Here is a 23383-nt window from a genome sequence, read left to right on the forward strand (position 1 = left end):
TGAAATGGATTTGAATTGATAGGGGACTGATTTTCTCCACACAAGAGACTGAATATTCAGTCTCTTGTGTGGAAAGGGAGAATCCCCTTATTTTGTTTATTTACAATATTTGGTTAACAATAACGTTCTTCAAACATTCGTTGAAGAGCTTCATGCGCTTCGGCAAATCCTCGTAACTTTCTTCCTGCCCATTTCTCGTTAAAATCTTGAATCGTCAAATACACGATTTTTTCAGCGGCTTCTAAACTACTCAAACTGTTCATCGGTCTTAGACGTTTCCGAATCTCTTTGATCGTTCGTTCAATGGCATTGGTCGTGTAAATCACACTTCGAATACTGCTTGGATAATCCATAAATGTAAGGAGGACATCCAACTCATTGGCCCAAGATTGAACTTCTCTTGGATATTTGCTGGACCATTTCGACTCAAACTGTTGAAACATTTGTAACGCCATCTCCTTATTCGGCGCACGATAAATCAGCTTGAGATCCTCGGCCACTTCGAATTGGTCTTTTTTCCGAACACGATTTAGGGTGTTGCGGACTTTGTGAACGACACAGCGCTGCACATCGGCTTTCGGATAAACAGCCTTAAAGGCTTCCTCTAGCCCCGGAAGGCCATCAAATACGCCCAGAAGCACTTCCTGTACGCCTCTTTGGTAGAGGTGTTGAAGAATTTCCTGCCATACATAGGCGCTTTCTTGTCCTCCCACAAAGAAATCAAGAATTTCGCGATATCCTTCTTCGTTCACCCCTAACACCACATAAACCACTTCTTTCTCCACGGTATCGCGACGAAGTTTTACATACAAGCCGTCTAAATATAAGACAGAATAACGTTTGTGCAGGGGACGTTTGTGCCATTTCTCAATGTCTTCTTTCACGATATCGGTCATACGACTGATCGTTGAAGGAGAATAGGCCTTGCCTAAAATTCGTTCAATAAACTTGCCAATTTCACGCGTACTCATACCACTTTGATACATCTTGATGATGGCTTCCTCGAGCCAGCCCGTATGGCGTTGGTAAGGAGCGAACAATTGGGTTTGAAATTCTCCGTTTCGGTCTCTAGGGACCAAAAGACCTTCAATCCGGCCATATTGCGTATCTAGATTTCGTTGATAGTAGCCGTTTCTCATATTCGATGTTCCGGCCTGCTCTATTTCGAGGAAATTCTTGATTTCTTCCCGCATGATCAGTTCTAATTTTTCCTTTACAAACTGACGAATGACACTTTCCAGTTGATTTGCCCAGTCGACATTCGGTATACTTCTTTTAGACATAGGTAGGGTTCTCCTTTCTCTGGAATGTTTTTCGTCCAATCAGAGAATACCCTACCTTTTTTCTTTTGTTCTAGCAAAATGCTTTACACAAACTTTTATACATCATCTTGGTTGGATATTACCAAAGATCAGGTCTTCAAAAAGTGGCGCGTAAAATAGGATTTATGAAATTATTTCCTGATAACCTGAGAGAGATGGAAAAAATTCTGCCGGATATTCCTAAGAAAAAAGAAATGATCGATAGGGATGAACATTTTGCGCCCGCAGGTTCGAAAAAGGCGACTGTAGCTTTTTTTTCAGGATGTTTAATGGATACGATGTTTCTGGAAACCAATCATGCTACGATTCAATTATTGCAAAAAGCCGGATGTGAAATTGTGATTCCTAAAACGCAATCATGTTGTGGTGCTCTGCACGGTCATGGCGGAGAGAAAGAAATCGCAAAAGAACTGGCGAAGCAAAATATTGAGGCATTTGAAAAACACGACGTCGATTACATTATTACAAACGCAGGCGGGTGCGGAGCTTTCTTGATTGAATACGACCATTTGTTGAAAGATGAACCGGAATGGTCAGAGCGGGCCAAAGCATTCGTGGCTAAGATAAAAGATATTACGGAAATTTTATATGAACTGGATTTTCACAAGAAATACAGCCTCTCTCTTCCGGAACAAATAGTAACCTATCAAGATTCTTGTCACTTAAGAAACGTCATGAAAACTTCCAAGGCTCCCAGAGAATTGCTTCGTTCTATTAAAGGAATTACGTTCAAAGAAATGGAAAACGCAGATAGTTGCTGCGGATCTGCCGGTATCTACAACATCGTAGAACCGAAGACATCCATGGAAATTTTGGATCAAAAAATGGTAAAAATCAAGAAAACAAAAGCAACAACGATCGTTACAGCGAATCCAGGATGTTTGATGCAAATGATGCTGGGAATAGAAAGAGAGAAGTTAAAGGATGTAAAAGCTGTTCATATTGTGGATTTATTATTAGAGGCGACAAAATACTAATATTTCAAGCTGCGGAAATGGAATGCCTGAGAAAGCGGGAGCCGTCACAGAAAAATCAGGAGATGTCGGAAGCTCTCATCGTAAAAGGATTGGGTATGAGCAATTCCTCTTTGCAAATCATTCATGCCATTCTTAAAATTTGAATGATCAATGATCATGAAATAAGTAGCCGATTCATGAATAATGCCAGTCCCACTCTAAATCACGGAGAAAGGGGCTGGTGATTTTTAAAATAGATATTTTTCTAGCCATCTTTGCTGTTGATTCCTGACAAAACAATCTTTTTTAGGCTGAAACGCTTCGAAAAAGAAAAGGACCATTTGTTGAGTAATAAAAAAGTTGTTTAAATTATAAAAATGTCATTTAAAAAATAAAAAAGTCGTTTAGTTGAATAGCGTACCAGTTATTTTAAAGGAAAATACTTATAATTAACGGGATGTTGCACAATAAGCCCAATATACTTCTTTTGATGTTTTTTGTGTTTGATATTCTAATTTTAAGAAGCATCTCTGTGAAATCAGAGATGCTTCTATAATTATATGAGAATCAATGGTAAGGTTTTCCCGACTTCAAGTTTTTGTTCAAGTTTAACAACAAATTTTTATCAATATTTAATAAATTTTTATTGCGAAACGATAAATAACGTATTAAAATTTATTCAAAAATAAATAAGTGAGGTGCTTTTTATGAAACAAAGATCAACATTGTTTTTAAAAATAGCTGTTTTTATTATCGGAACTCCAGTTCTTGCTTTATGTATATTTGGGTTGCCTATGTTAGCTAAAGAAGCAGCAGAAAATAATTCGGAGTACGCTTATGTACTATATGGCTTTTTAATCGTTATGTATGTATCGGCGATACCATTTTTCTTCGCTCTGTATCAGGCTTTTAAACTTTTAAGTTATATTGACAAGAAAAAAGCTTTCTCGGAATTATCCGTAAAGGCTTTAAAGAATATAAAATACTGTGCGGTCATAATCAGTATCTCGTATGTGCCGGGTTTGCCCTTCTTCTATATCGTTGCGAAATTAGAAGACGCCCCAGGTATCATGCTAATCGGATTGGGCATTATTTTTGCTTCAACGATTATTGCGGTCTTTGCTGCTGTTCTTCAAAGGCTTTTACAAGAAGCCATCGATATAAAATCAGAAAATGATTTAACGATCTGAGGTGAATAATATGGCAATTATCATCAATATTGATGTGATGCTGGCTAAAAGGAAAATGAGCGTCACAGAACTTTCGGAGAGGGTTGGAATCACGATGGCTAATCTTTCTATATTGAAAAATGGAAAGGCAAAAGCGATTCGATTATCAACTTTAGATGCGATTTGTAAGGCTTTAGAATGTCAGCCTGGAGATATCTTAGAATACCGAAGTGATGAAGACATCCAAGATTAATAAAGTAGGAAACATTGAAAGGAAAAGAAAGTTATTCGGCGGTGAGCTAGCTACTATACTAAGCAGGACTTGCATATATTCAGAAAAAACTTTGGAGGAACAAATCATTGAGAGCACTAAAACAACTCGTTCGTTTTGGTTGGGAGCAGGCCCTATCATGTTTGTTTCCTGTCGTTATTTTTGCCTCTTTGGCTTTTACAAAAATCATGCCACTTCCCTTCCTACCACGGTATGACTGGCTGCTCATCATCTGTCTTCTGATGCAGTGGTGGATGGTGCGTTCTGGGCTTGAAACACGGGATGAACTTAAGGTTATCATATTGTTCCACCTTATTGGACTTGCTCTTGAAATTTTCAAGGTACATATGGGCTCCTGGTCTTATCCAGAGGAAGGATATTTCAAAATTTTTGGAGTGCCTTTATATAGTGGATTTATGTACGCAAGTGTAGCGAGTTATCTTTGCCAGGCGTGGAGGAGGCTTAAGGTTGAACTGGTGAAGTGGCCCCCGTTTTTGGTAGTTGTAGCTCTTGCAGCTGCGATTTATTTGAATTTTTTCACCCACCATTATTGGATGGACGTTCGTTGGTGGTTATCCGGACTTGTATTTATCGTCTTTTGGCAATCATGGGTCACATTCGAGGTGGATGGAACTCGTTACCGTATGCCACTCGCACTTTCTTTTGTGCTCATCGGATTTTTCATATGGATAGCCGAAAATATCGCAACGTTCTTTGGAGCTTGGGAATATCCATACCAAACCGATGCATGGAGTCTCGTTCATCTAGGAAAGGTGAGTTCATGGCTCTTATTAGTGATTGTTAGCTTTCTTATAGTAGCGACGTTAAAGCAGGCTAAGGGAAAAATTCAACTAGGAGAAACTAGTAATAGTCAATTTTTATAACTGTTAAGAACCCTTTTTTAAAAAGTCGGAACCTTAGCATAGTAAGGAATTCGACTTTTTTAGGTTGAAGTTCTCCTAGCGTACAAAATTTCGAATAAGATAAATTGGAAAAAGCAACGTTGAATTGTTACTTTTTTCTCTAAAAATAGCTTGATCATTCTGCCGGAATGCATTTATTAGGGGTTTTTGTGAAAATATTCACTTGAAACTTTAGCGTCCTAAATCAGAATGGGGTTTTGTGTGTTTGAGGTTATAAAATTAAATAACTTTATTGTAATCTTACACCATATCTATGGAAAAAGAATTTCAAAAAAACTATTTACAAAAATAAAATACAATACTATAATAATTCATGTCTTTTTGATAAGCATTTTAATAAAGCGGGTGTAGTTTAGTGGTAAAACCACAGCCTTCCAAGCTGTTGTCGTGGGTTCGATTCCCATCATCCGCTCCAAAAAATAGTTCGGGCCTATAGCTCAGCTGGTTAGAGCGCACGCCTGATAAGCGTGAGGTCGATGGTTCAAGTCCATTTAGGCCCATTCTTCATATTGTATACTGATGCGCAGTAAAATGAATGGATTCGCAATCGGCAGTTGACATAAACAAGCAATGGTCTGTGAAGAGTGGGGAGAGCTGTCCGAGTGGTCGAAGGAGCACGATTGGAAATCGTGTAGACGGTCAACGCCGTCTCAAGGGTTCGAATCCCTTGCTCTCCGCCATGAAATATTTTGGCCCGTTGGTCAAGTGGTTAAGACACCGCCCTTTCACGGCGGTAACACGGGTTCGAATCCCGTACGGGTCATCCTCAATGGAGGTTTAGCTCAGCTGGGAGAGCACTTGCCTTACAAGCAAGGGGTCGGCGGTTCGATCCCGTCAACCTCCACCATCACCATGTAACTTTTTTGAAGTGTAGTGGACATCAGGATTTGGTTTTCATGCCTTTTATAAGGTCGTGCGGAAGTAGTTCAGTGGTAGAACACCACCTTGCCAAGGTGGGGGTCGCGGGTTCGAGTCCCGTCTTCCGCTCTTTTTTTATTTCAGTAAGGGAATGAAAAATTGAAACTGATCATGATCATACTTTGAGCCTTTTTTCGATATACTTGCGCCCATAGCTCAATTGGATAGAGCGTCTGACTACGGATCAGAAGGTTAGGGGTTCGACTCCTCTTGGGCGCGCCATGAAAAATTTTCAGTTTTAATAGCTCGTTCTATAACCGTTATGTGCAGAAATTTAATATTAAGTCTTTTTGGTTTTAAAAACTTTTTTCAAGGTCCCGTAGTGTAGCGGTTATCACGCCTGCCTGTCACGCAGGAGATCGCGGGTTCGATTCCCGTCGGGACCGCCATGAAATCAAAAGAGGTCGGTAAAGGAAAAAACCGATAAAGCATTTTTTCTCAGAGAAAATTTTCCCCTTGCATTTCTTTTGTGTTGGGTGTATAAATAAATAGCTGACTTAAAAGAGATGATCAAAACTTAAATTGCAATATTAAATGCAACAAGTATTGAAAGACCAGATAACCCATGATTAAGTAGAATCGGGACACTCTGCGCGACTTGACGTGGAGTGGTGGGCATGGTAGCCTGGTTGGCCCAGCCAGTACCGTATACCTGGCTTCATGGCTGGTAGCCATGCCCGCAGAGGCTCTTTGTCAAGTTGCTAAAAACCAACCCTTTGGGTTAGCTGGCTTAAGGTTAAGAAGCTAAGCCAGCTAACTCTATTTGGAAACACTCCTCAGGTGTACGATAATTGAGGATCTTCCTTGGAAGATGGTTACACCAATTTTCAACATAGGTAATGGTTTCGTCTGCCACAGAGGAAATGGGTCTCCCCTTTGGTATGAAGCGCCTAATAAGGCCATTATGACGCTCGTTGGTTCCTCGTTCACAGGATGTGTAAGGGTGTGTAAAATAAACCTCTGTTAGATCTTTTTCAACACTAAGGCCGAGGTCAGCAAATTCAGAACCGTTATCAGCCGTAATGGTTTTAAACACTTTAGAGAACCGATTACCATAAGACACTTTCAACTGAGATATGACTTCTGAAACGGATAGACTATCCTTGGCTGTCACTCTCAAAATTATTTCTTTACGGGTTTTGCGCTCAGTAAGAGTCAATAAGGCCTGATCTTTAGTCTTCTTGCCTATAACCGTATCAATTTCCCAGTGACCAAACTCTTGGCGTTCATTGACTTCAATTGGTCGCTCATCGATACTGCGTCCTAAGATCTTCTTATTCTTCCGGTTACGTTTTTTCTTGGTGTTCAGGGTAATTTTCATAGGTAGGTCAATGTTTTTAACGCCTATAAGTCCTAGATCAATATAGTTATAAAGGGTCTTGGTGCAAACCATTTTGTCTTTGAATTTCCCATCACGTTTGGCTCTCCCACATACCGCATCAGGAGACCATTTCTTATCAAGGATCTGAGTTTCGGCATACTTAATAAACTCGATGGCATCGTCTAGTTTTAGCTTGCGGCCACAGGCTTTCCTGTTTCTCTCATAGAGAAGTTGACCTGTGTCTGGAAAATAGACATGAACAATTTTCCCGTTGCTTTTTCTTTGTGGCACTGTACCTCTTCTTAACTCACGGGAGATGGTGCTTTTGTGACAACCAACATAATCTGCAATCTCCTGTTGAGTCTTACCAGCAGCGTGTAAGGCCGCAATTTTCCCACGGTCATAAGCCGTTAAGTGTTTGAAATGCCGAGCTCCTATGGTAGAATTAGTAATTGCCATAGATAAATCCTCCGTATCGATATTGTTTTAGTCGACTTAATCATACGTGGTTTATCTATGGTTTTTCATTTTTTATGCTTGTTGCATTTGATTATACAACTAGCCGAGATGATCAAAACAACTTTTAATAAAAAAAGTTGTTGACACAAATGCAAGAAGGTAATATAATATAAAACGTCGCTTTTGATAATGCGATTTTGATAGATTCAAAAGTTGGATCCTTGAAAACTGAACAAAACGAAGCGTAAACCAATGTTTCGATGGAAACAAGCCAAGTCAAATTTCTTTTTGGAGAGTTTGATCCTGGCTCAGGACGAACGCTGGCGGCGTGCCTAATACATGCAAGTCGAGCGGACTTTCAAGAAGCTTGCTTTTTGAAAGTTAGCGGCGGACGGGTGAGTAACACGTGGGCAACCTGCCTGCAAGACGGGGATAACTCCGGGAAACCGGGGCTAATACCGGATAATATCTTCCTTCGCATGAAGGAAGGTTGAAAGGCGGCGCAAGCTGCCGCTTGCAGATGGGCCCGCGGCGCATTAGCTAGTTGGTGAGGTAACGGCTCACCAAGGCGACGATGCGTAGCCGACCTGAGAGGGTGATCGGCCACACTGGGACTGAGACACGGCCCAGACTCCTACGGGAGGCAGCAGTAGGGAATCTTCCGCAATGGACGAAAGTCTGACGGAGCAACGCCGCGTGAGCGAAGAAGGTCTTCGGATCGTAAAGCTCTGTTGTCAGGGAAGAACAAGTACCGTTCGAACAGGGCGGTACCTTGACGGTACCTGACCAGAAAGCCACGGCTAACTACGTGCCAGCAGCCGCGGTAATACGTAGGTGGCAAGCGTTGTCCGGAATTATTGGGCGTAAAGCGCGCGCAGGCGGTCTCTTAAGTCTGATGTGAAAGCCCACGGCTCAACCGTGGAGGGTCATTGGAAACTGGGAGACTTGAGTGCAGAAGAGGAGAGCGGAATTCCACGTGTAGCGGTGAAATGCGTAGAGATGTGGAGGAACACCAGTGGCGAAGGCGGCTCTCTGGTCTGTAACTGACGCTGAGGCGCGAAAGCGTGGGGAGCGAACAGGATTAGATACCCTGGTAGTCCACGCCGTAAACGATGAGTGCTAAGTGTTAGAGGGCTTCCACCCTTTAGTGCTGCAGCTAACGCATTAAGCACTCCGCCTGGGGAGTACGGCCGCAAGGCTGAAACTCAAAGGAATTGACGGGGGCCCGCACAAGCGGTGGAGCATGTGGTTTAATTCGAAGCAACGCGAAGAACCTTACCAGGTCTTGACATCCTTCGCTACCTCTAGAGATAGAGGGTTCCCCTTCGGGGGACGGAGTGACAGGTGGTGCATGGTTGTCGTCAGCTCGTGTCGTGAGATGTTGGGTTAAGTCCCGCAACGAGCGCAACCCTTGACCTTAGTTGCCAGCATTCAGTTGGGCACTCTAAGGTGACTGCCGGTGACAAACCGGAGGAAGGTGGGGATGACGTCAAATCATCATGCCCCTTATGACCTGGGCTACACACGTGCTACAATGGATGGTACAAAGGGTCGCGAAACCGCGAGGTGGAGCCAATCCCAAAAAACCATTCTCAGTTCGGATTGCAGGCTGCAACTCGCCTGCATGAAGCCGGAATCGCTAGTAATCGCGGATCAGCATGCCGCGGTGAATACGTTCCCGGGCCTTGTACACACCGCCCGTCACACCACGAGAGTTTGCAACACCCGAAGTCGGTGAGGTAACCCTTACGGGAGCCAGCCGCCGAAGGTGGGGCAGATGATTGGGGTGAAGTCGTAACAAGGTAGCCGTATCGGAAGGTGCGGCTGGATCACCTCCTTTCTAAGGAAGAAGAAAAGCAGAGGCGACTGTTCAGGTGCGACAAGCACAAGACAGCTTGCGAGGAGGTAGTATTTCAACCACCGCAGCAAGATGGATTGTGACCTCGAGCACCTAGGAGCCGGAGCTGGACAGATATGAAGGAGCGCTTTCGTTTTGTTCAGTTTTGAAGGATTTCATCCTTCCAAGTTGTTCCTTGAAAACTAGATAGAAGAAAGAAGCAGCATAAACCGAGTATCGCCATCTAGGATAAAACCAACATGGTTAAGTTAGAAAGGGCGCACGGTGGATGCCTTGGCACTAGGAGCCGATGAAGGACGGGACTAACTCCGAAAAGCTCCGGGGAGCTGTACGTAAGCGTTGATCCGGAGATTTCCGAATGGGGAAACCCGCTGCCCGTAATGGGGCAGCATCCTTGCCTGAATCCATAGGGTAAGGAAGGCAACCCGGGGAACTGAAACATCTAAGTACCCGGAGGAAGAGAAAGCAACAGCGATTCCCTGAGTAGCGGCGAGCGAAACGGGAACAGCCCAAACCAGAAGGCTTGCCTTCTGGGGTTGTAGGACACCAATGGTGGAGTCACAAAGGAACGAGGTAGACGAAGAGGTCTGGAAAGGCCCGTCAGAGAAGGTAACAACCCTGTAGTCGAAACTTCGTTCCCTCCCTGGTGGATCCTGAGTACGGCGGGACACGAGGAATCCCGTCGGAAGCTGGGAGGACCATCTCCCAAGGCTAAATACTCCCTAGTGACCGATAGTGAACCAGTACCGTGAGGGAAAGGTGAAAAGCACCCCGGGAGGGGAGTGAAAGAGAACCTGAAACCGTGTGCCTACAAGTAGTCAGAGCCCGTTTACGGGTGATGGCGTGCCTTTTGTAGAATGAACCGGCGAGTTGCGATCTCATGCGAGGTTAAGTCGAAAAGACGGAGCCGCAGCGAAAGCGAGTCTGAACAGGGCGCATGAGTATGGGGTCGCAGACCCGAAACCAGGTGATCTACCCATGTCCAGGGTGAAGGTGAGGTAACACTTACTGGAGGCCCGAACCCACGCACGTTGAAAAGTGCGGGGATGAGGTGTGGGTAGGGGTGAAATTCCAATCGAACTTGGAGATAGCTGGTTCTCTCCGAAATAGCTTTAGGGCTAGCCTCAAGGAAAGAGTCTTGGAGGTAGAGCACTGTTTGGACTAGGGGCCCTCATCGGGTTACCGAATTCAGACAAACTCCGAATGCCAGCGACTTATCCTTGGGAGTCAGACTGCGAGTGATAAGATCCGTGGTCAAAAGGGAAACAGCCCAGACCGCCAGCTAAGGTCCCAAAGTATACGTTAAGTGGAAAAGGATGTGGAATTGCTTAGACAACCAGGATGTTGGCTTAGAAGCAGCCACCATTTAAAGAGTGCGTAATAGCTCACTGGTCGAGTGATTCTGCGCCGAAAATGTACCGGGGCTAAACGTATCACCGAAGCTGCGGGTGGACACCTTCGGGTGTCCGCGGTAGGAGAGCGTTCTAAGGGCAGAGAAGCCAGACCGGAAGGACTGGTGGAGCGCTTAGAAGTGAGAATGCCGGTATGAGTAGCGAAAGAAGGGTGAGAATCCCTTCCACCGAATGCCTAAGGTTTCCTGAGGAAGGCTCGTCCTCTCAGGGTTAGTCGGGACCTAAGCCGAGGCCGACAGGCGTAGGCGATGGACAACAGGTTGATATTCCTGTACCACCTCTTTTCCGTTTGAGCGATGGGGGGACGCAGGAGGATAGGGTAAGCGCACTGCTGGATGTGCGTCCAAGCAGTGAGAGGGGCAGCGAGGCAAATCCCGTTGCCACTAACCTCAAGCTGTGACGGCGAGGGAAATTAAGTACCGAAGTTCCTGATTCCACACTGCCAAGAAAAGCCTCTAGCGAGGAAAAAGGTGCCCGTACCGCAAACCGACACAGGTAGGCGAGGAGAGAATCCTAAGGTGTGCGAGAGAACTCTCGTTAAGGAACTCGGCAAAATGACCCCGTAACTTCGGGAGAAGGGGTGCTTTTTGGGGTGCATAGCCCCGAGAAGCCGCAGTGAATAGGCCCAGGCGACTGTTTAGCAAAAACACAGGTCTCTGCGAAGCCGTAAGGCGAAGTATAGGGGCTGACGCCTGCCCGGTGCTGGAAGGTTAAGGGGAGCGCTTAAAGCTTTGCTTGAAGGTGCGAACCGAAGCCCCAGTAAACGGCGGCCGTAACTATAACGGTCCTAAGGTAGCGAAATTCCTTGTCAGGTAAGTTCTGACCCGCACGAAAGGCGTAACGATCTGGGCACTGTCTCAACGAGAGACTCGGTGAAATTATAGTACCTGTGAAGATGCAGGTTACCCGCGACAGGACGGAAAGACCCCGTGGAGCTTTACTGCAGCCTGATATTGAATTTTGGTACAGCTTGTACAGGATAGGTAGGAGCCTTAGAAGCCGGAGCGCCAGCTTCGGTGGAGGCGCCGGTGGGATACTACCCTGGCTGTACTGAAATTCTAACCCGCACCCCTGATCGGGGTGGGAGACAGTGTCAGGTGGGCAGTTTGACTGGGGCGGTCGCCTCCTAAAAGGTAACGGAGGCGCCCAAAGGTTCCCTCAGAATGGTTGGAAATCATTCGCAGAGTGCAAAGGCAGAAGGGAGCTTGACTGCGAGACCTACAAGTCGAGCAGGGACGAAAGTCGGGCTTAGTGATCCGGTGGTTCCGTATGGAAGGGCCATCGCTCAACGGATAAAAGCTACCCCGGGGATAACAGGCTTATCTCCCCCAAGAGTCCACATCGACGGGGAGGTTTGGCACCTCGATGTCGGCTCATCGCATCCTGGGGCTGTAGTCGGTCCCAAGGGTTGGGCTGTTCGCCCATTAAAGCGGTACGCGAGCTGGGTTCAGAACGTCGTGAGACAGTTCGGTCCCTATCCGTCGCGGGCGCAGGAAATTTGAGAGGAGCTGTCCTTAGTACGAGAGGACCGGGATGGACGCACCGCTGGTGTACCAGTTGTCTCGCCAGAGGCATCGCTGGGTAGCTATGTGCGGAAGGGATAAGTGCTGAAAGCATCTAAGCATGAAGCCCCCCTCAAGATGAGATTTCCCATTTCTTCGGAAAGTAAGATCCCTGAAAGATGATCAGGTAGATAGGTCCGAGGTGGAAGCGTGGTGACACGTGGAGCTGACGGATACTAATCGATCGAGGACTTAACCAAAAGAAAGCGCGAAATCGGTGAAACTGCTTCTTCTATCTAGTTTTGAAGGAACAATCGTTCCGACAACTACATACCGTCTGGTGGCGATGGCGAAGAGGTCACACCCGTTCCCATCCCGAACACGGAAGTTAAGCTCTTCAGCGCCGATGGTAGTGAGGGGATTCCCCTTGCGAGAGTAGGACGCTGCCAGGCGAATGAAAAAGTCCGAGATCTAATTGGATCCCGGACTTTTTCATTTGTTAAATTTTTATGTTGATAGCTTACAGAATAAGACTGTATGGATTGACAAAGCTTATAATCCTCAATTTTGATCCAGCCATTCTTTATTGTTCCATTCAGCAGACATCCCGTCCAAATTTGGAAAGTCTATTTTGGCATCATTTGATTGCACGAAAGCAATAAGTTTTATGTCTTCAAGTAGAAATCTCCAAGAATTGTTTTGAATGATATCCAAAATGTCATAAGCAACTTTTGGATCTCTTTTGGAGAATATATCATAGTTTTTGAATACTAAAACAAAACCTATTCCATCGGAACCACATCTGATAAACAATCGTCAAAGGCATTTAAGTTTTTACCATAATCATTTGGAAAGTGGGGACAGATGCCAAATCTTTATGGTAGTTTCGAGAATTCCAATTTGAACAATCAAAAATGTAAATTTCAAATCCTTCTTGAGAGATATCTGCTATAAACTGATATAGAATTTCGTTTTTCCAAAATAGCTTTACACAGCCGTTTAAAAGAAGTTGTTTCCATAACTCCATGTTTGCGCCTCTCTTCATTTTACAATTTGACCAAATTCCCATGAATGATAAGAAACATACCATCGAAGAATCTGATCAATCCATACAGTTTTCAAGATATTTTCGATTTGTAGACCATTATACCTTTAATGTTCTATTCTTTTTTACTTCAACATTTTTCAAACTTAATTATAAAACAGCGGGTACTAAGAGGTCTTTATTTATAACTGTAGATGAGCATTTTTATTAACAATGATTACCATACGAAAAAGAGACAAACGGGGTACCCCTTATGCCACGTGGAGCTGTTTTTTCACGGCATCAATGGGAATATTTTGTTTTGCTGCACGATAAATGAACTCCACGAGGCTATGTCCTTTTCTCTTGCGCAGGAGATCGAGCCCATCCGAAACATCACTGTTCGACTCGAACATGCTGTACACATACGCAAGTTGCACCAAGATCCAATACCGTTTCACCGCCCGACGCCCGCGAACGCGGTATCCATCGAGTTTCAGCTGGTCTTTCGCTTGACGGAAAAAACATTCGATCGACCAACGCTCGGCATAGTAGCACAAGATGTCTTCATCGCTTAGCTCGCGATCGGTGCTCAAGACGCAATGAAGATGTTTCGGTGTCATCGGCTGATCGGCTTTCCATGCGAGCAGCACCACGGCATCCTTGAGACCGTTCAGAGCACCTTCGTAGCGATACACCCGATAACGCTCTTTTCCCACCGTGACGAGGCGGGTATCCCGTGGCTCCATAGATTTGGCAAATTCCTTTGCTTGAATGGCCGTCCCTTTTGGATAGAGAATCCGATTCGTCTTGAGCATCGCGATGACGTGGAACCCTTTTTTCAAGCAGGCTCCCACGAGGGTTTTCGATGGATACCAAGAGTCCATGAGCACATAAACGGGTCGACTCACATCCAACGAAGAAAGCATCTCGATCGCGAGTTCCCCTTTGCTTTTCCCCGCCGTCTTGTCGTAGAGGCGAAAGGCAAAAGGAAACGCTTGGGTCATCGTATGAACCATGAGCCAAACGAGAGAATGTCCCCAGATCGACTTTTTCTCTGCGTGAGAATAGTGCCAATCACACCCTTGAATGGCGTGTGTTGCCCGTGACGAGGGCTTCGTTTTTTGGCAAATCGTATCATCGATCGAAACAAAAATGGGTTGATTCTCTCGTTTCGAGCTGCGTTCGACACGATGAAGCACCCACTGCTGGAGTTTGCGAAGCAACGTCTCTTCTTCCCATGGGCTTTTCGTGAAAAAATGGCTGAGTGTCGTGCGATGGTTCGGATGAAAACTCCCGTGATGTAGATCGGTCAGTGTTCCCGAAAAGCCCTTTGTAATCATCGCATCCACGATATGAACGAGATGCTTCATGACAGGTTTTGAGAAATAAAGTGCCAACCCCAACATCGTCAAAAACTTGTGGATTCCTAGGTGATGTGCTAATCTATTCATGAGACATGAACCCCCTTGTGAGTAGTTGTGGCACATCTATTCTAACCAAGGAATCGGGTTCATGTCTTCTTTTTTGTTTGGTTGTAAATTTATGTTAGCGAATTTGCTCATCTACAGTTTATAAAATAAATTTTAAAAAAACAGAAAATATAGTAGGAAATAAAGCAGTTTTTGGCGAAAAAAAGAAATATATGACCAATGTTTTCATCGGTTCAATTGGCGAGAGGTAAGTTATGGTGGAAAAAACTTATTGATTTTGGCACAAAGAAAAGTTCAAGGAGAGCTATGAAAGAATGAAAAAAGCTATTTTTTTTGATTTGGATGATACTTTATTAAACGATCGTAAGAGCATACAGCGTGCGTTTGATGTGACATGTGGGGAACTGGCAGAAAAATATGGATTGGATTCTGCTGAACTGGAAGCGAATGTCCGTGATTGTGCAAGGAAAGTATATTCCACTTATCCATTCTTCGAGTTTACCCAAAAAATTGGCATCAACCCATTTGAAGGATTATGGGGGAGATTTACGGATGTCCACCATTGGAAATTTCGGGAGATGGGAATGTTTATTTCAGACTATCAATTGAAAGCGTGGAAAGAGGGCCTTCAGCTTTCCGGTGTTCCGGAAGAGGAGGCGGAAGGGGCGAAAAAAAGGTTTCAAGAAGTTCGACGTTCTACATCGTTTGTGTTTGACGATACTTATGAAGTTTTGGAGCAATTAAAAACAAGAGGTTTTCGGTTGCTGCTGTTGACGAACGGCTCACCTTCCCTGCAGCTGGAAAAGCTGGCGATGGAGGAGCGTTTGATTCCATACTTTGAACATATTGTGATTTCCGGCAACTTCGGTTTTGGCAAACCGGATCCTCGTTTATTTCAACATGCTCTCCGCTTAATGGAGATTTCAGCAAAAGAAGCCATTATGGTGGGGGATAATGTGAGTACTGATATTTTAGGGGCCAATAACGCCGGAATCGATTCGATCTGGATTGATCACGGAGACGGCAAAAAAATGGAGGGAGCAAAACCGACCTATCGTGCAGAGCGATTGAAAGACGTTTTGGATACGACCGTTCTTCTTTCTCGATAAGATCATGATCGTTTGCTATGGCTGATATTTGTGCAATTCTTAATCGATCGATGTCTTTTCATCGGAAAGCAACAATAGCATCGTTTTGATCCGTCAGAACATGTAGACCTGATTTTATTCATTAAAACAAGATTCCCTCTAAAGTAGACGCAAAAACAAGAGTGACCTGCTTGTTATGGGTGGTTGCTAACTGAGATCTGCTTTAGAGGGTTTTTATTAAGTAGATCTATTTTGTGAAAACCGGCAAAATCGTTCTTATGTGTGAAAAGAATGACAGTGGTTTTTCTCAAATATGAGGACTGAATAGCCATTGCTTTTATAGAGTGCAAATCGAGCGTTGAGTGAACATCTTATAATTCAACGCCTCCTAGTTTCATTATTTACTGCATGACCCTTTAGGACTACTTTCTCTTAGATTTTTCCGTTTTCCATTTCACGAACGTCTTTGCTTAATAGTCTATTAATATAAGCAAGGCTGACCCTATACTAGAAAAATACAGACATAAATATTTAAGAAAATTATTGCTCTTTAATAACCATTCGTACAGAATGACGAGCAAGTTTTTTGTGCGAGTGATCATGATGATTTATTAAGATGGACCTAGGTAAAAAGAGATGACAATTTTCCCGAATAATAGAAGAAAAACTAGATGAACACTTGGAAATCAATCTATTTCGAGTAGGTAAATGAGTATTTTTATTCATACAAAAAGAATAAAAATATTAAAGAATGACTGGACTAAAAGGAAAGAATAATATACAATATTTTCAGAATATTAATATATATCAAATAATTGTAATATTTTATTAGTATAAGAAGGAGGTCCGCGTCGTTCATTCATTTGTTGGGAAAGAAATAAAAAATGGGGGAATTTTTATGAAGAAAAAATTTTCTAGTATTACGCTGACTTTATTATTATCAACCGTACTCATGGCAGGGTGCGGAGCCAGCAGCACCACCGGCGGAAGTGCATCGAACGGCAAAACGATCAAGGTGGGCGCCGATCTTGAACTATCGGGGAATGTGGCATCGTATGGGCAATCCATTGCTGAGGGATTTGCTCTCGCATTAGATGATATTAATAAAAAAGGAATTGATGGGAAGAAAATTGAATTAATCAAAGCGGATAATAAATCTGATGCGGCTGAAGCTACGAGCACCGCCATTAAGCTGGTGAGCCAAGATAAAGTAGCGGTCCTTGTAGGTTCTGCAACAAGTACCAATACGCTTGCACAAGTACAAGTGGCGCAAGATAACAAGATTCCTTTAATTACGCCGACAGCCACGAATCCGGAAGTGACTGTAAAGGGTGGAAAGCTGAATGACTATGTGTTTCGGACTTGTTTTATCGACCCATTTCAAGGGACGGTCGCAGCGAATTTTGCAGCCGATCAACTGAAAGTGAAAAAAGCGGCGATTCTCATTGACAGCTCGAGTGATTATGCAAAAGGGTTGGCAAGTGCTTTTGAAAAATCCTTTAAGAAAACGGGCGGGAAAATCGTTTCAAAAGAAGCGTATGTAGCAAAAGATACAGATTTTCATGCTACATTAACAAGAATCAAAGGCGAAAATCCACAGTTTATTTACTTGCCGGGCTACTATGAAGAAGTAGGGCTGATTGTAAAACAGGCTCGTGAAATTGGTTTAAACGTTCCGATTATGGGCGGAGACGGTTGGGATTCACCAAAACTGGTGAAAATTTCCGGGCCAAAGGCATTGAATAATACTTATATTACGAATCACTATTCTTCCGGAGATCCGGATCAAAAAATTCAGAAATTTGTGAAAGAATTTAAAGCAAAATATAATGGAGATTCTCCAGATGCCTTTAATGCGCTTGGCTATGATACGGCTTACCTGTTGGCAGATGCAATAAAAAGGGCGGGAAGCACAGATCCGGAGAAAATCAAAAAAGCACTGGAAGACACAAAGAATCTTGAATTGGTGTCAGGCACCTTGACTTTTGACAAAGATCATAATCCGATTAAATCCGCCTCTATCTTAGAATATAAGGATGGTAAGCAAGTATTTAAAACAAAAGTGAATCCATAATCTTGAAGAAAGGGGGAATCTTTCGATGATGTATAAAAGTTTGTGTAAAGCATTTTGCTAGAACAAAAGAAAAAAGGTAGGGTATTCTCTGATTGGACGAAAAACATTCCAGAGAAAGGAGAACCCTACCTATGTCTAAAAGAAGTATACCGAATGTCGACTGGGCAAATCAACTGGAAAGTGTCATTCGTCAGTTTGTAAAGGAAAAATTAGAACTGATCATGCGGGAAGAAATCAAGAATTTCCTCGAAATAGAGCAGGCCGGAACATCGAATATGAGAAACGGCTACTATCAACGAAATCTAGATACGCAATATGGCCGGATTGAAGGTCTTTTGGTCCCTAGAGACCGAAACGGAGAATTTCAAACCCAATTGTTCGCTCCTTACCAACGCCATACGGGCTGGCTCGAGGAAGCCATCATCAAGATGTATCAAAGTGGTATGAGTACGCGTGAAATTGGCAAGTTTATTGAACGAATTTTAGGCAAGGCCTATTCTCCTTCAACGATCAGTCGTATGACCGATATCGTGAAAGAAGACATTGAGAAATGGCACAAACGTCCCCTGCACAAACGTTATTCTGTCTTATATTTAGACGGCTTGTATGTAAAACTTCGTCGCGATACCGTGGAGAAAGAAGTGGTTTATGTGGTGTTAGGGGTGAACGAAGAAGGATATCGCGAAATTCTTGATTTCTTTGTGGGAGGACAAGAAAGCGCCTATGTATGGCAGGAAATTCTTCAACACCTCTACCAAAGAGGCGTACAGGAAGTGCTTCTGGGCGTATTTGATGGCCTTCCGGGGCTAGAGGAAGCCTTTAAGGCTGTTTATCCGAAAGCCGATGTGCAGCGCTGTGTCGTTCACAAAGTCCGCAACACCCTAAATCGTGTTCGGAAAAAAGACCAATTCGAAGTGGCCGAGGATCTCAAGCTGATTTATCGTGCGCCGAATAAGGAGATGGCGTTACAAATGTTTCAACAGTTTGAGTCGAAATGGTCCAGCAAATATCCAAGAGAAGTTCAATCTTGGGCCAATGAGTTGGATGTCCTCCTTACATTTATGGATTATCCAAGCAGTATTCGAAGTGTGATTTACACGACCAATGCCATTGAACGAACGATCAAAGAGATTCGGAAACGTCTAAAGCCGATGAACAGTTTGAGTAGTTTAGAAGCCGCTGAAAAAATCGTGTATTTGACGATTCAAGATTTTAACGAGAAATGGGCAGGAAGAAAGTTACGAGGATTTGCCGAAGCGCATGAAGCTCTTCAACGAATGTTTGAAGAACGTTATTGTTAACCAAATATTGTAAATAAACAAAATAAGGGGATTCTCCCTTTCCACACAAGAGACTGAATATTCAGTCTCTTGTGTGGAGAAAATCAGTCCCCTATCAATTCAAATCCATTTCAGAGAAACCCTACCCCATTTACATTACACAAAATTCTTGACGGTACCAATCTTTCCCCCTATTTTGAATTTTCAAAGGGATTAAGCCACAAGGATGGGAGGAGCATGCATAATGGAATTCGTTCAACAATTAGTAAACGGAATATCGCTCGGCAGCATCTATGCTTTACTTGCCCTCGGATATACCATGGTTTATGGAATCGTGAAATTGATTAATTTTGCGCATGGTGATGTTTTTATGGTAGGAGCCTTTATCGGATTTTACTCCGTCACCGTGTTTCATTTCAGTTTTTTCCCGGCTTTGCTGTTGGCGATGGCGGTTTGCGCAGTGTTTGGCGTACTCATTGAACGCATTGCCTATAAGCCATTGAGAAATGCTACGAGAATTGCCGCGCTGATCACAGCGATTGGAGTTTCTTTGTTTATTGAATACGGCACGATCTATTTGCGCGGAGCACAGCCGGAGGCATATCCAAGCAATGTTCTTCCTGAAAAAAATATCAACATTTTCGGGGTTACGATCAATAGTCAATCACTGCTGATCCTTTTCACCTCCATTGTATTAATGATCGTTCTTCAGTTTATCGTACATCGAACAAAGGTAGGAAAGGCCATGCGGGCCGTTTCCTATGATGCGGAAGCTGCACGATTAATGGGAATCAGCGTAGACCGCACCATATCGGCCACTTTTGCCATCGGTTCTGCTTTGGCAGGCGCTGCCGGAGTTATTTTTGGAATTTACTATACCAAAATTGATCCACTCATGGGGATTATTCCAGGACTGAAAGCTTTCGTCGCGGCCGTATTGGGGGGTATAGGGATTATTCCGGGAGCCATGGTGGGAGGTTTACTTCTCGGTGTCATTGAATCGTTGGTCAGTGCAATGGGCTTTTCATTATGGCGCGATGGGGCAGCATTTATCGTTTTGATTCTGCTGTTAATTTTTCGACCGTCCGGCTTGTTTGGAAAAAATGTAAGAGAAAAAGTGTAGGAGGAAAAAATGATGACGATCAGACATACAAAAGGCTTTTGGCTTTCCATCATATTGGCGCTCGCGGCATTTGCAATGGTTCAAATTCTTATTAACGGGCAAATTCTTAATTCCTTCTATTTAAACACACTATTTTTAATTAGCATCAATATCATATTGGCGGTCAGTCTTCACCTTATTATTGGCATTACAGGACAATTTTCGATTGGCCATGCCGGGTTTTTAGCGGTGGGGGCATATGCATCGGCGATTATGACGATGAAGTTTCAATTGCCTTTTTCGGCAGCCCTTTTGATAGGCGGAGTGGCAGCAGCTGTGGCAGGATTGATCATCGGGATTCCGACGCTTCGCTTAAAAGGAGACTATTTGGCCATTGCCACACTGGGATTTGGAGAGATATTGCGGATTGCATTATTGAATATTGATTATGTCGGGGGAGCAAGCGGGATGCAAGTCTCTCATTTTACCACGTGGCCATGGGTATTTGCCTGTACGCTGATTGCTATTGTAGTGATAGCCAATTTTACGAATTCCAGACATGGACGAGCATGTATTTCCGTCCGTGAAAATGAAATCGCTGCTGATGCGATGGGGATTAATACTACTTTTTATAAAGTGGTGGCATTTGTGATAGGGGCGTTTTTTGCCGGGGTGGCCGGAGGTTTATATTCCCACAACTTTTACATCATTCAGCCGACTAACTTCGGATTTTTAAAGTCTTTTGATATCTTGATTTTTGTTGTATTAGGTGGATTAGGGAGCATGTCTGGAGCGGTTATTTCAGCGATCTTGCTGACGATTATTTCCACGTTTCTTCAAGATTATCCGGAAACCCGCATGGTGATATATAGTCTTGTTTTGATTCTCATGATGTTGTTCCGCCCTCAAGGACTGATGGGGACAAAAGAACTGGCGACATTTTTCAAGAAACGTGCAGCTGAAGGGGGAACGAACCATGACAACAAACAAACCGTTGCTTAAAGTGGAGAATGTCGGAATTCGATTTGGCGGCTTAAAAGCTGTGGCCGAGGCCAATATGGAAATTTATAAAGGGGAGCTTGTCGGGCTAATCGGACCAAACGGAGCCGGCAAAACTACTTTTTTTAACCTTTTAACCGGCGTATATGTACCGACGGAAGGAAATCTTTTGTTTAACGGTGAACGGTTAAATGGAATGGCGCCTTTTAAAATTACACGAAAAGGCATCAGCCGCACTTTCCAAAACATTCGACTGTTTCAGGACCTTTCTGTTCTTGACAATGTGAAAGTGGCTTATCACTCTTCAGCGAAAAACTCTATTATCAGCTCCATTTTTCGCCTTCCTTCCCATTTTAAGAATGAAAAGGAAATAGAAGAAAAATCGCTGGACATTCTAAAGCTTTTCAAACTGGAAGGTTATGTACACGAAAAGGCAAAAAACTTGCCATACGGACAGCAGCGGCGTTTGGAAATTGCGAGAGCTCTCGCAGCGAATCCAAAGCTTTTATTGCTTGATGAGCCGGCAGCCGGAATGAATCCGCAGGAAACTCATGATTTAATGAATTTGATTGCGTTTATCCGCGATCAGTTTGAATTGACGATCTTGTTGATTGAACATGATATGAATTTAGTCATGGGTGTTTGCGAACGGATTTACGTCCTCGACCACGGACAGCTGATTGCCCAGGGAACACCGGAGGAAATTCGAAACAATCCGAAAGTCATTGAAGCCTATCTGGGCGAGGAGGTATCGTAAATGCTGAAAATAGAAGATATTCATGTTTATTATGGAAATATTCATGCTTTAAAGGGTGTGTCTTTGGATATTCATCAAGGCGAAATTGTGACGCTGATAGGAGCGAATGGCGCTGGAAAGAGTACACTGTTAAAAACGATTTCCGGATTGCTAAAGCCGAAATCAGGAAAAATAGAGTACGAGAATCAATCTATTATGGGAAAACCGGCTCAAGCAATCGTTAAGATGGGGATTTCTCACGTTCCGGAAGGACGTCGAATTTTTGCGAATATGTCTGTTCAAGAAAATTTGGAATTAGGAGCTTTTTTAAGGAAGGATAAAGATGAGATTCGTAAAGATTACGAAAAAGTTTTTCAGCTGTTTCCGCGGCTGCAGGAACGTTGGAAGCAGCAGGCGGGAACTTTATCGGGCGGAGAGCAGCAAATGCTAGCCATGGGCCGAGCATTGATGGCTCGTCCAAAACTGCTGCTGCTGGATGAACCTTCCATGGGATTAGCGCCTCTTTTAGTGAAAACCATTTTCCGAATTATTCAGGAAATCAATGAAACTGGTACAACCATTTTGCTGGTGGAGCAAAATGCCAATATGGCTCTGTCAGTAGCCGATCGAGCTTACGTGATTGAAACAGGGAAAGTCGTCCTGTCCGGAACTCCGGAAGAACTGAACGAAAGCGATCAAATCAAACATGCTTATTTAGGAGGGCAATAATGGACAAAAGTTCTGATTAAAACACTTCCGTCTGAACAAGGCGGAAGTGTTTTAATCATTTCAATGGTTTCTGCTAATATTATAGAAAAAATGGTGAATGTGGAGTGTTGTATTTCATGAAAGATTTGTCTCTCATTGGAAAAATAAGTATTGTATCAGGAATTTTTTTTGCTTCGTATGGCCTTTTATTATTCATAAAAGATATGAAAGAAAAGTCTACATTAATAAATTTTCTCGATTCAAGCGGACTTATTGCTCTTGGTATATCTATATTTTTATCAGCATTCTTTTACAAGAAACGAAAATAAAAGTCGAAGTGCAAAACGGACTATGGAGGGATTTATGGGACGTAAAACGAAAAGAACTTCGGAAATTTTAAATATACTATGATGACTAGAGGGTATTATGTTCAGTTTAAGGACATATATCCTCTTTTTTCATACATAATAGATATATCGATGTTGGATGAAAATTTAAAATAATTAGTTTTTTAGGAAAGGGCATAGCTCACAGCGGGAGGCGTAGCGAAGTCTTTCGACCGATTGTAAATAAGTAAGGCTTTTTTAGAGAATAACAGCAGGAGATAATGTATTAGTGGTGAAGTGGGATTTCCTTTGATTCCTCGTGGAGTATCTGAACTATTTAAATACAACAGGGAAACGCAGTAATACAGTAAAAACTAAACCGTTATGCTTTAAAGCAATATTTTATGTATTTACGGGAGAAAAAGACAGATTACAGGGAGATTCGTTTAAGAAGACTTGATGGAGTTTGTCCCATGGTTGAGGAATCCATATGAGAGTGCAA

The 23383-nt window shown here is 43.3% G+C and carries 15 protein-coding genes, 8 tRNA genes, 3 rRNA genes and 1 pseudogene; 22 read left to right on the top strand and 5 right to left on the bottom strand.

Annotation, left to right across the window (positions count from 1 at the left end; all coding sequences use genetic code 11):
- Nucleotides 1-113: 113 nt before the first annotated feature.
- Nucleotides 114-1283, bottom strand: coding sequence for an IS256 family transposase (locus N1I86_RS10145; RefSeq protein ID WP_341094381.1), 1170 nt, complete (start codon nt 1281-1283; stop codon nt 114-116).
- Between the two features lie 107 nt (nt 1284-1390).
- Here N1I86_RS10145 and N1I86_RS10150 point away from each other — a divergent pair.
- The 12 genes and pseudogenes from N1I86_RS10150 to N1I86_RS10205 all read left to right on the top strand — a co-directional run.
- A pseudogene (locus N1I86_RS10150) lies at nt 1391-2299 on the top strand ((Fe-S)-binding protein); the annotation flags it as partial.
- 686 nt (nt 2300-2985) lie between these two features.
- On the top strand, nt 2986-3468 hold the full coding sequence (locus N1I86_RS10155) for a DUF2975 domain-containing protein (protein WP_048622490.1): 483 nt from the start codon (nt 2986-2988) through the stop codon (nt 3466-3468).
- A gap of 10 nt (nt 3469-3478) precedes the next feature.
- The gene (locus N1I86_RS10160) at nt 3479-3700 is read left to right on the top strand and encodes a helix-turn-helix domain-containing protein (RefSeq protein WP_003354823.1); all 222 of its coding nucleotides are present in this window, start codon (nt 3479-3481) and stop codon (nt 3698-3700) included.
- A 107-nt stretch (nt 3701-3807) separates the two neighbouring features.
- On the top strand, nt 3808-4602 hold the full coding sequence (locus tag N1I86_RS10165) for a DUF817 domain-containing protein (RefSeq protein WP_341096137.1): 795 nt from the start codon (nt 3808-3810) through the stop codon (nt 4600-4602).
- Nucleotides 4603-4982: 380 nt separating this feature from the next.
- Nucleotides 4983-5056, top strand: a tRNA-Gly gene (locus N1I86_RS10170).
- An 11-nt stretch (nt 5057-5067) separates the two neighbouring features.
- Nucleotides 5068-5141, top strand: a tRNA-Ile gene (locus N1I86_RS10175).
- 88 nt (nt 5142-5229) lie between these two features.
- A tRNA-Ser gene (locus N1I86_RS10180) sits at nt 5230-5321 on the top strand.
- Between the two features lie 11 nt (nt 5322-5332).
- Nucleotides 5333-5404 (top strand) — tRNA-Glu (locus N1I86_RS10185).
- Between the two features lie 8 nt (nt 5405-5412).
- A tRNA-Val gene (locus N1I86_RS10190) sits at nt 5413-5488 on the top strand.
- 68 nt (nt 5489-5556) lie between these two features.
- Nucleotides 5557-5628: transfer RNA gene (locus tag N1I86_RS10195), tRNA-Gly, on the top strand.
- A 76-nt stretch (nt 5629-5704) separates the two neighbouring features.
- Nucleotides 5705-5781: transfer RNA gene (locus tag N1I86_RS10200), tRNA-Arg, on the top strand.
- Nucleotides 5782-5872: 91 nt separating this feature from the next.
- Nucleotides 5873-5948: transfer RNA gene (locus N1I86_RS10205), tRNA-Asp, on the top strand.
- A gap of 347 nt (nt 5949-6295) precedes the next feature.
- Here the strand turns inward: N1I86_RS10205 and N1I86_RS10210 are convergent.
- Complete coding sequence (locus N1I86_RS10210; RefSeq protein ID WP_048622401.1) at nt 6296-7339, bottom strand: IS30 family transposase; 1044 nt, start codon at nt 7337-7339, stop codon at nt 6296-6298.
- Nucleotides 7340-7624: 285 nt separating this feature from the next.
- Between N1I86_RS10210 and N1I86_RS10215 the strand changes: the two genes are divergently transcribed.
- The 3 genes from N1I86_RS10215 (at nt 7625) to rrf (ending at nt 12563) form a co-directional block, all read left to right on the top strand.
- Nucleotides 7625-9179: ribosomal RNA gene (locus tag N1I86_RS10215) — 16S ribosomal RNA — on the top strand.
- 259 nt (nt 9180-9438) lie between these two features.
- A 23S ribosomal RNA gene (locus N1I86_RS10220) occupies nt 9439-12371 on the top strand.
- A 76-nt stretch (nt 12372-12447) separates the two neighbouring features.
- Nucleotides 12448-12563: ribosomal RNA gene (gene rrf / locus N1I86_RS10225) — 5S ribosomal RNA — on the top strand.
- The 16S, 23S and 5S rRNA genes sit together here, the layout of an rRNA operon.
- A gap of 330 nt (nt 12564-12893) precedes the next feature.
- On the opposite strand, the gene N1I86_RS16760 is transcribed toward rrf, so the two are convergent.
- From N1I86_RS16760 to N1I86_RS10235, 3 genes are all read right to left on the bottom strand, one after another.
- Entirely contained in the window at nt 12894-12977 is an 84-nt protein-coding gene (locus N1I86_RS16760) for a barstar family protein (RefSeq protein ID WP_081473021.1), read from the bottom strand.
- On the bottom strand, nt 12938-13138 hold the full coding sequence (locus N1I86_RS10230) for a hypothetical protein (protein WP_341027862.1): 201 nt from the start codon (nt 13136-13138) through the stop codon (nt 12938-12940). The genes N1I86_RS16760 and N1I86_RS10230 overlap by 40 nt, the downstream gene beginning before the upstream one ends.
- A 269-nt stretch (nt 13139-13407) precedes the next feature.
- Nucleotides 13408-14589 (bottom strand): IS701 family transposase, encoded by a 1182-nt coding sequence (locus N1I86_RS10235; protein ID WP_003353085.1) that lies wholly within the window; start codon nt 14587-14589, stop codon nt 13408-13410.
- 293 nt (nt 14590-14882) lie between these two features.
- Between N1I86_RS10235 and N1I86_RS10240 the strand changes: the two genes are divergently transcribed.
- From N1I86_RS10240 to N1I86_RS10270, 7 genes are all read left to right on the top strand, one after another.
- Entirely contained in the window at nt 14883-15677 is a 795-nt protein-coding gene (locus N1I86_RS10240; RefSeq protein ID WP_341096139.1) for an HAD family hydrolase, read from the top strand.
- Nucleotides 15678-16554: 877 nt separating this feature from the next.
- Nucleotides 16555-17730 carry an ABC transporter substrate-binding protein gene (locus N1I86_RS10245; RefSeq protein WP_341096141.1) on the top strand — a complete coding sequence of 392 codons (1176 nt, stop codon included), beginning with the start codon at nt 16555-16557 and terminating at the stop codon, nt 17728-17730.
- Nucleotides 17731-17861: 131 nt separating this feature from the next.
- Nucleotides 17862-19031: an IS256 family transposase gene (locus tag N1I86_RS10250; RefSeq protein ID WP_341095507.1), complete on the top strand. Its 1170-nt coding sequence runs from the start codon at nt 17862-17864 to the stop codon at nt 19029-19031.
- A gap of 223 nt (nt 19032-19254) precedes the next feature.
- A complete protein-coding gene (locus N1I86_RS10255) occupies nt 19255-20133 on the top strand; it encodes a branched-chain amino acid ABC transporter permease (RefSeq protein ID WP_048622495.1) in 879 nt (292 codons plus the stop codon).
- A 9-nt stretch (nt 20134-20142) separates the two neighbouring features.
- Nucleotides 20143-21114 carry a branched-chain amino acid ABC transporter permease gene (locus tag N1I86_RS10260; RefSeq protein ID WP_341096143.1) on the top strand — a complete coding sequence of 324 codons (972 nt, stop codon included), beginning with the start codon at nt 20143-20145 and terminating at the stop codon, nt 21112-21114.
- On the top strand, nt 21089-21868 hold the full coding sequence (locus tag N1I86_RS10265) for an ABC transporter ATP-binding protein (RefSeq protein ID WP_048622497.1): 780 nt from the start codon (nt 21089-21091) through the stop codon (nt 21866-21868). The genes N1I86_RS10260 and N1I86_RS10265 overlap by 26 nt, the downstream gene beginning before the upstream one ends.
- On the top strand, nt 21869-22576 hold the full coding sequence (locus tag N1I86_RS10270; protein WP_003353163.1) for an ABC transporter ATP-binding protein: 708 nt from the start codon (nt 21869-21871) through the stop codon (nt 22574-22576).
- Nucleotides 22577-23383 lie beyond the last annotated feature (807 nt).

It is taken from the genome of Bacillus sp. FSL W8-0116 (genome assembly GCF_038003825.1).
GTDB lineage: Bacteria > Bacillota > Bacilli > Bacillales > DSM-4216 > Bacillus_O > Bacillus_O smithii.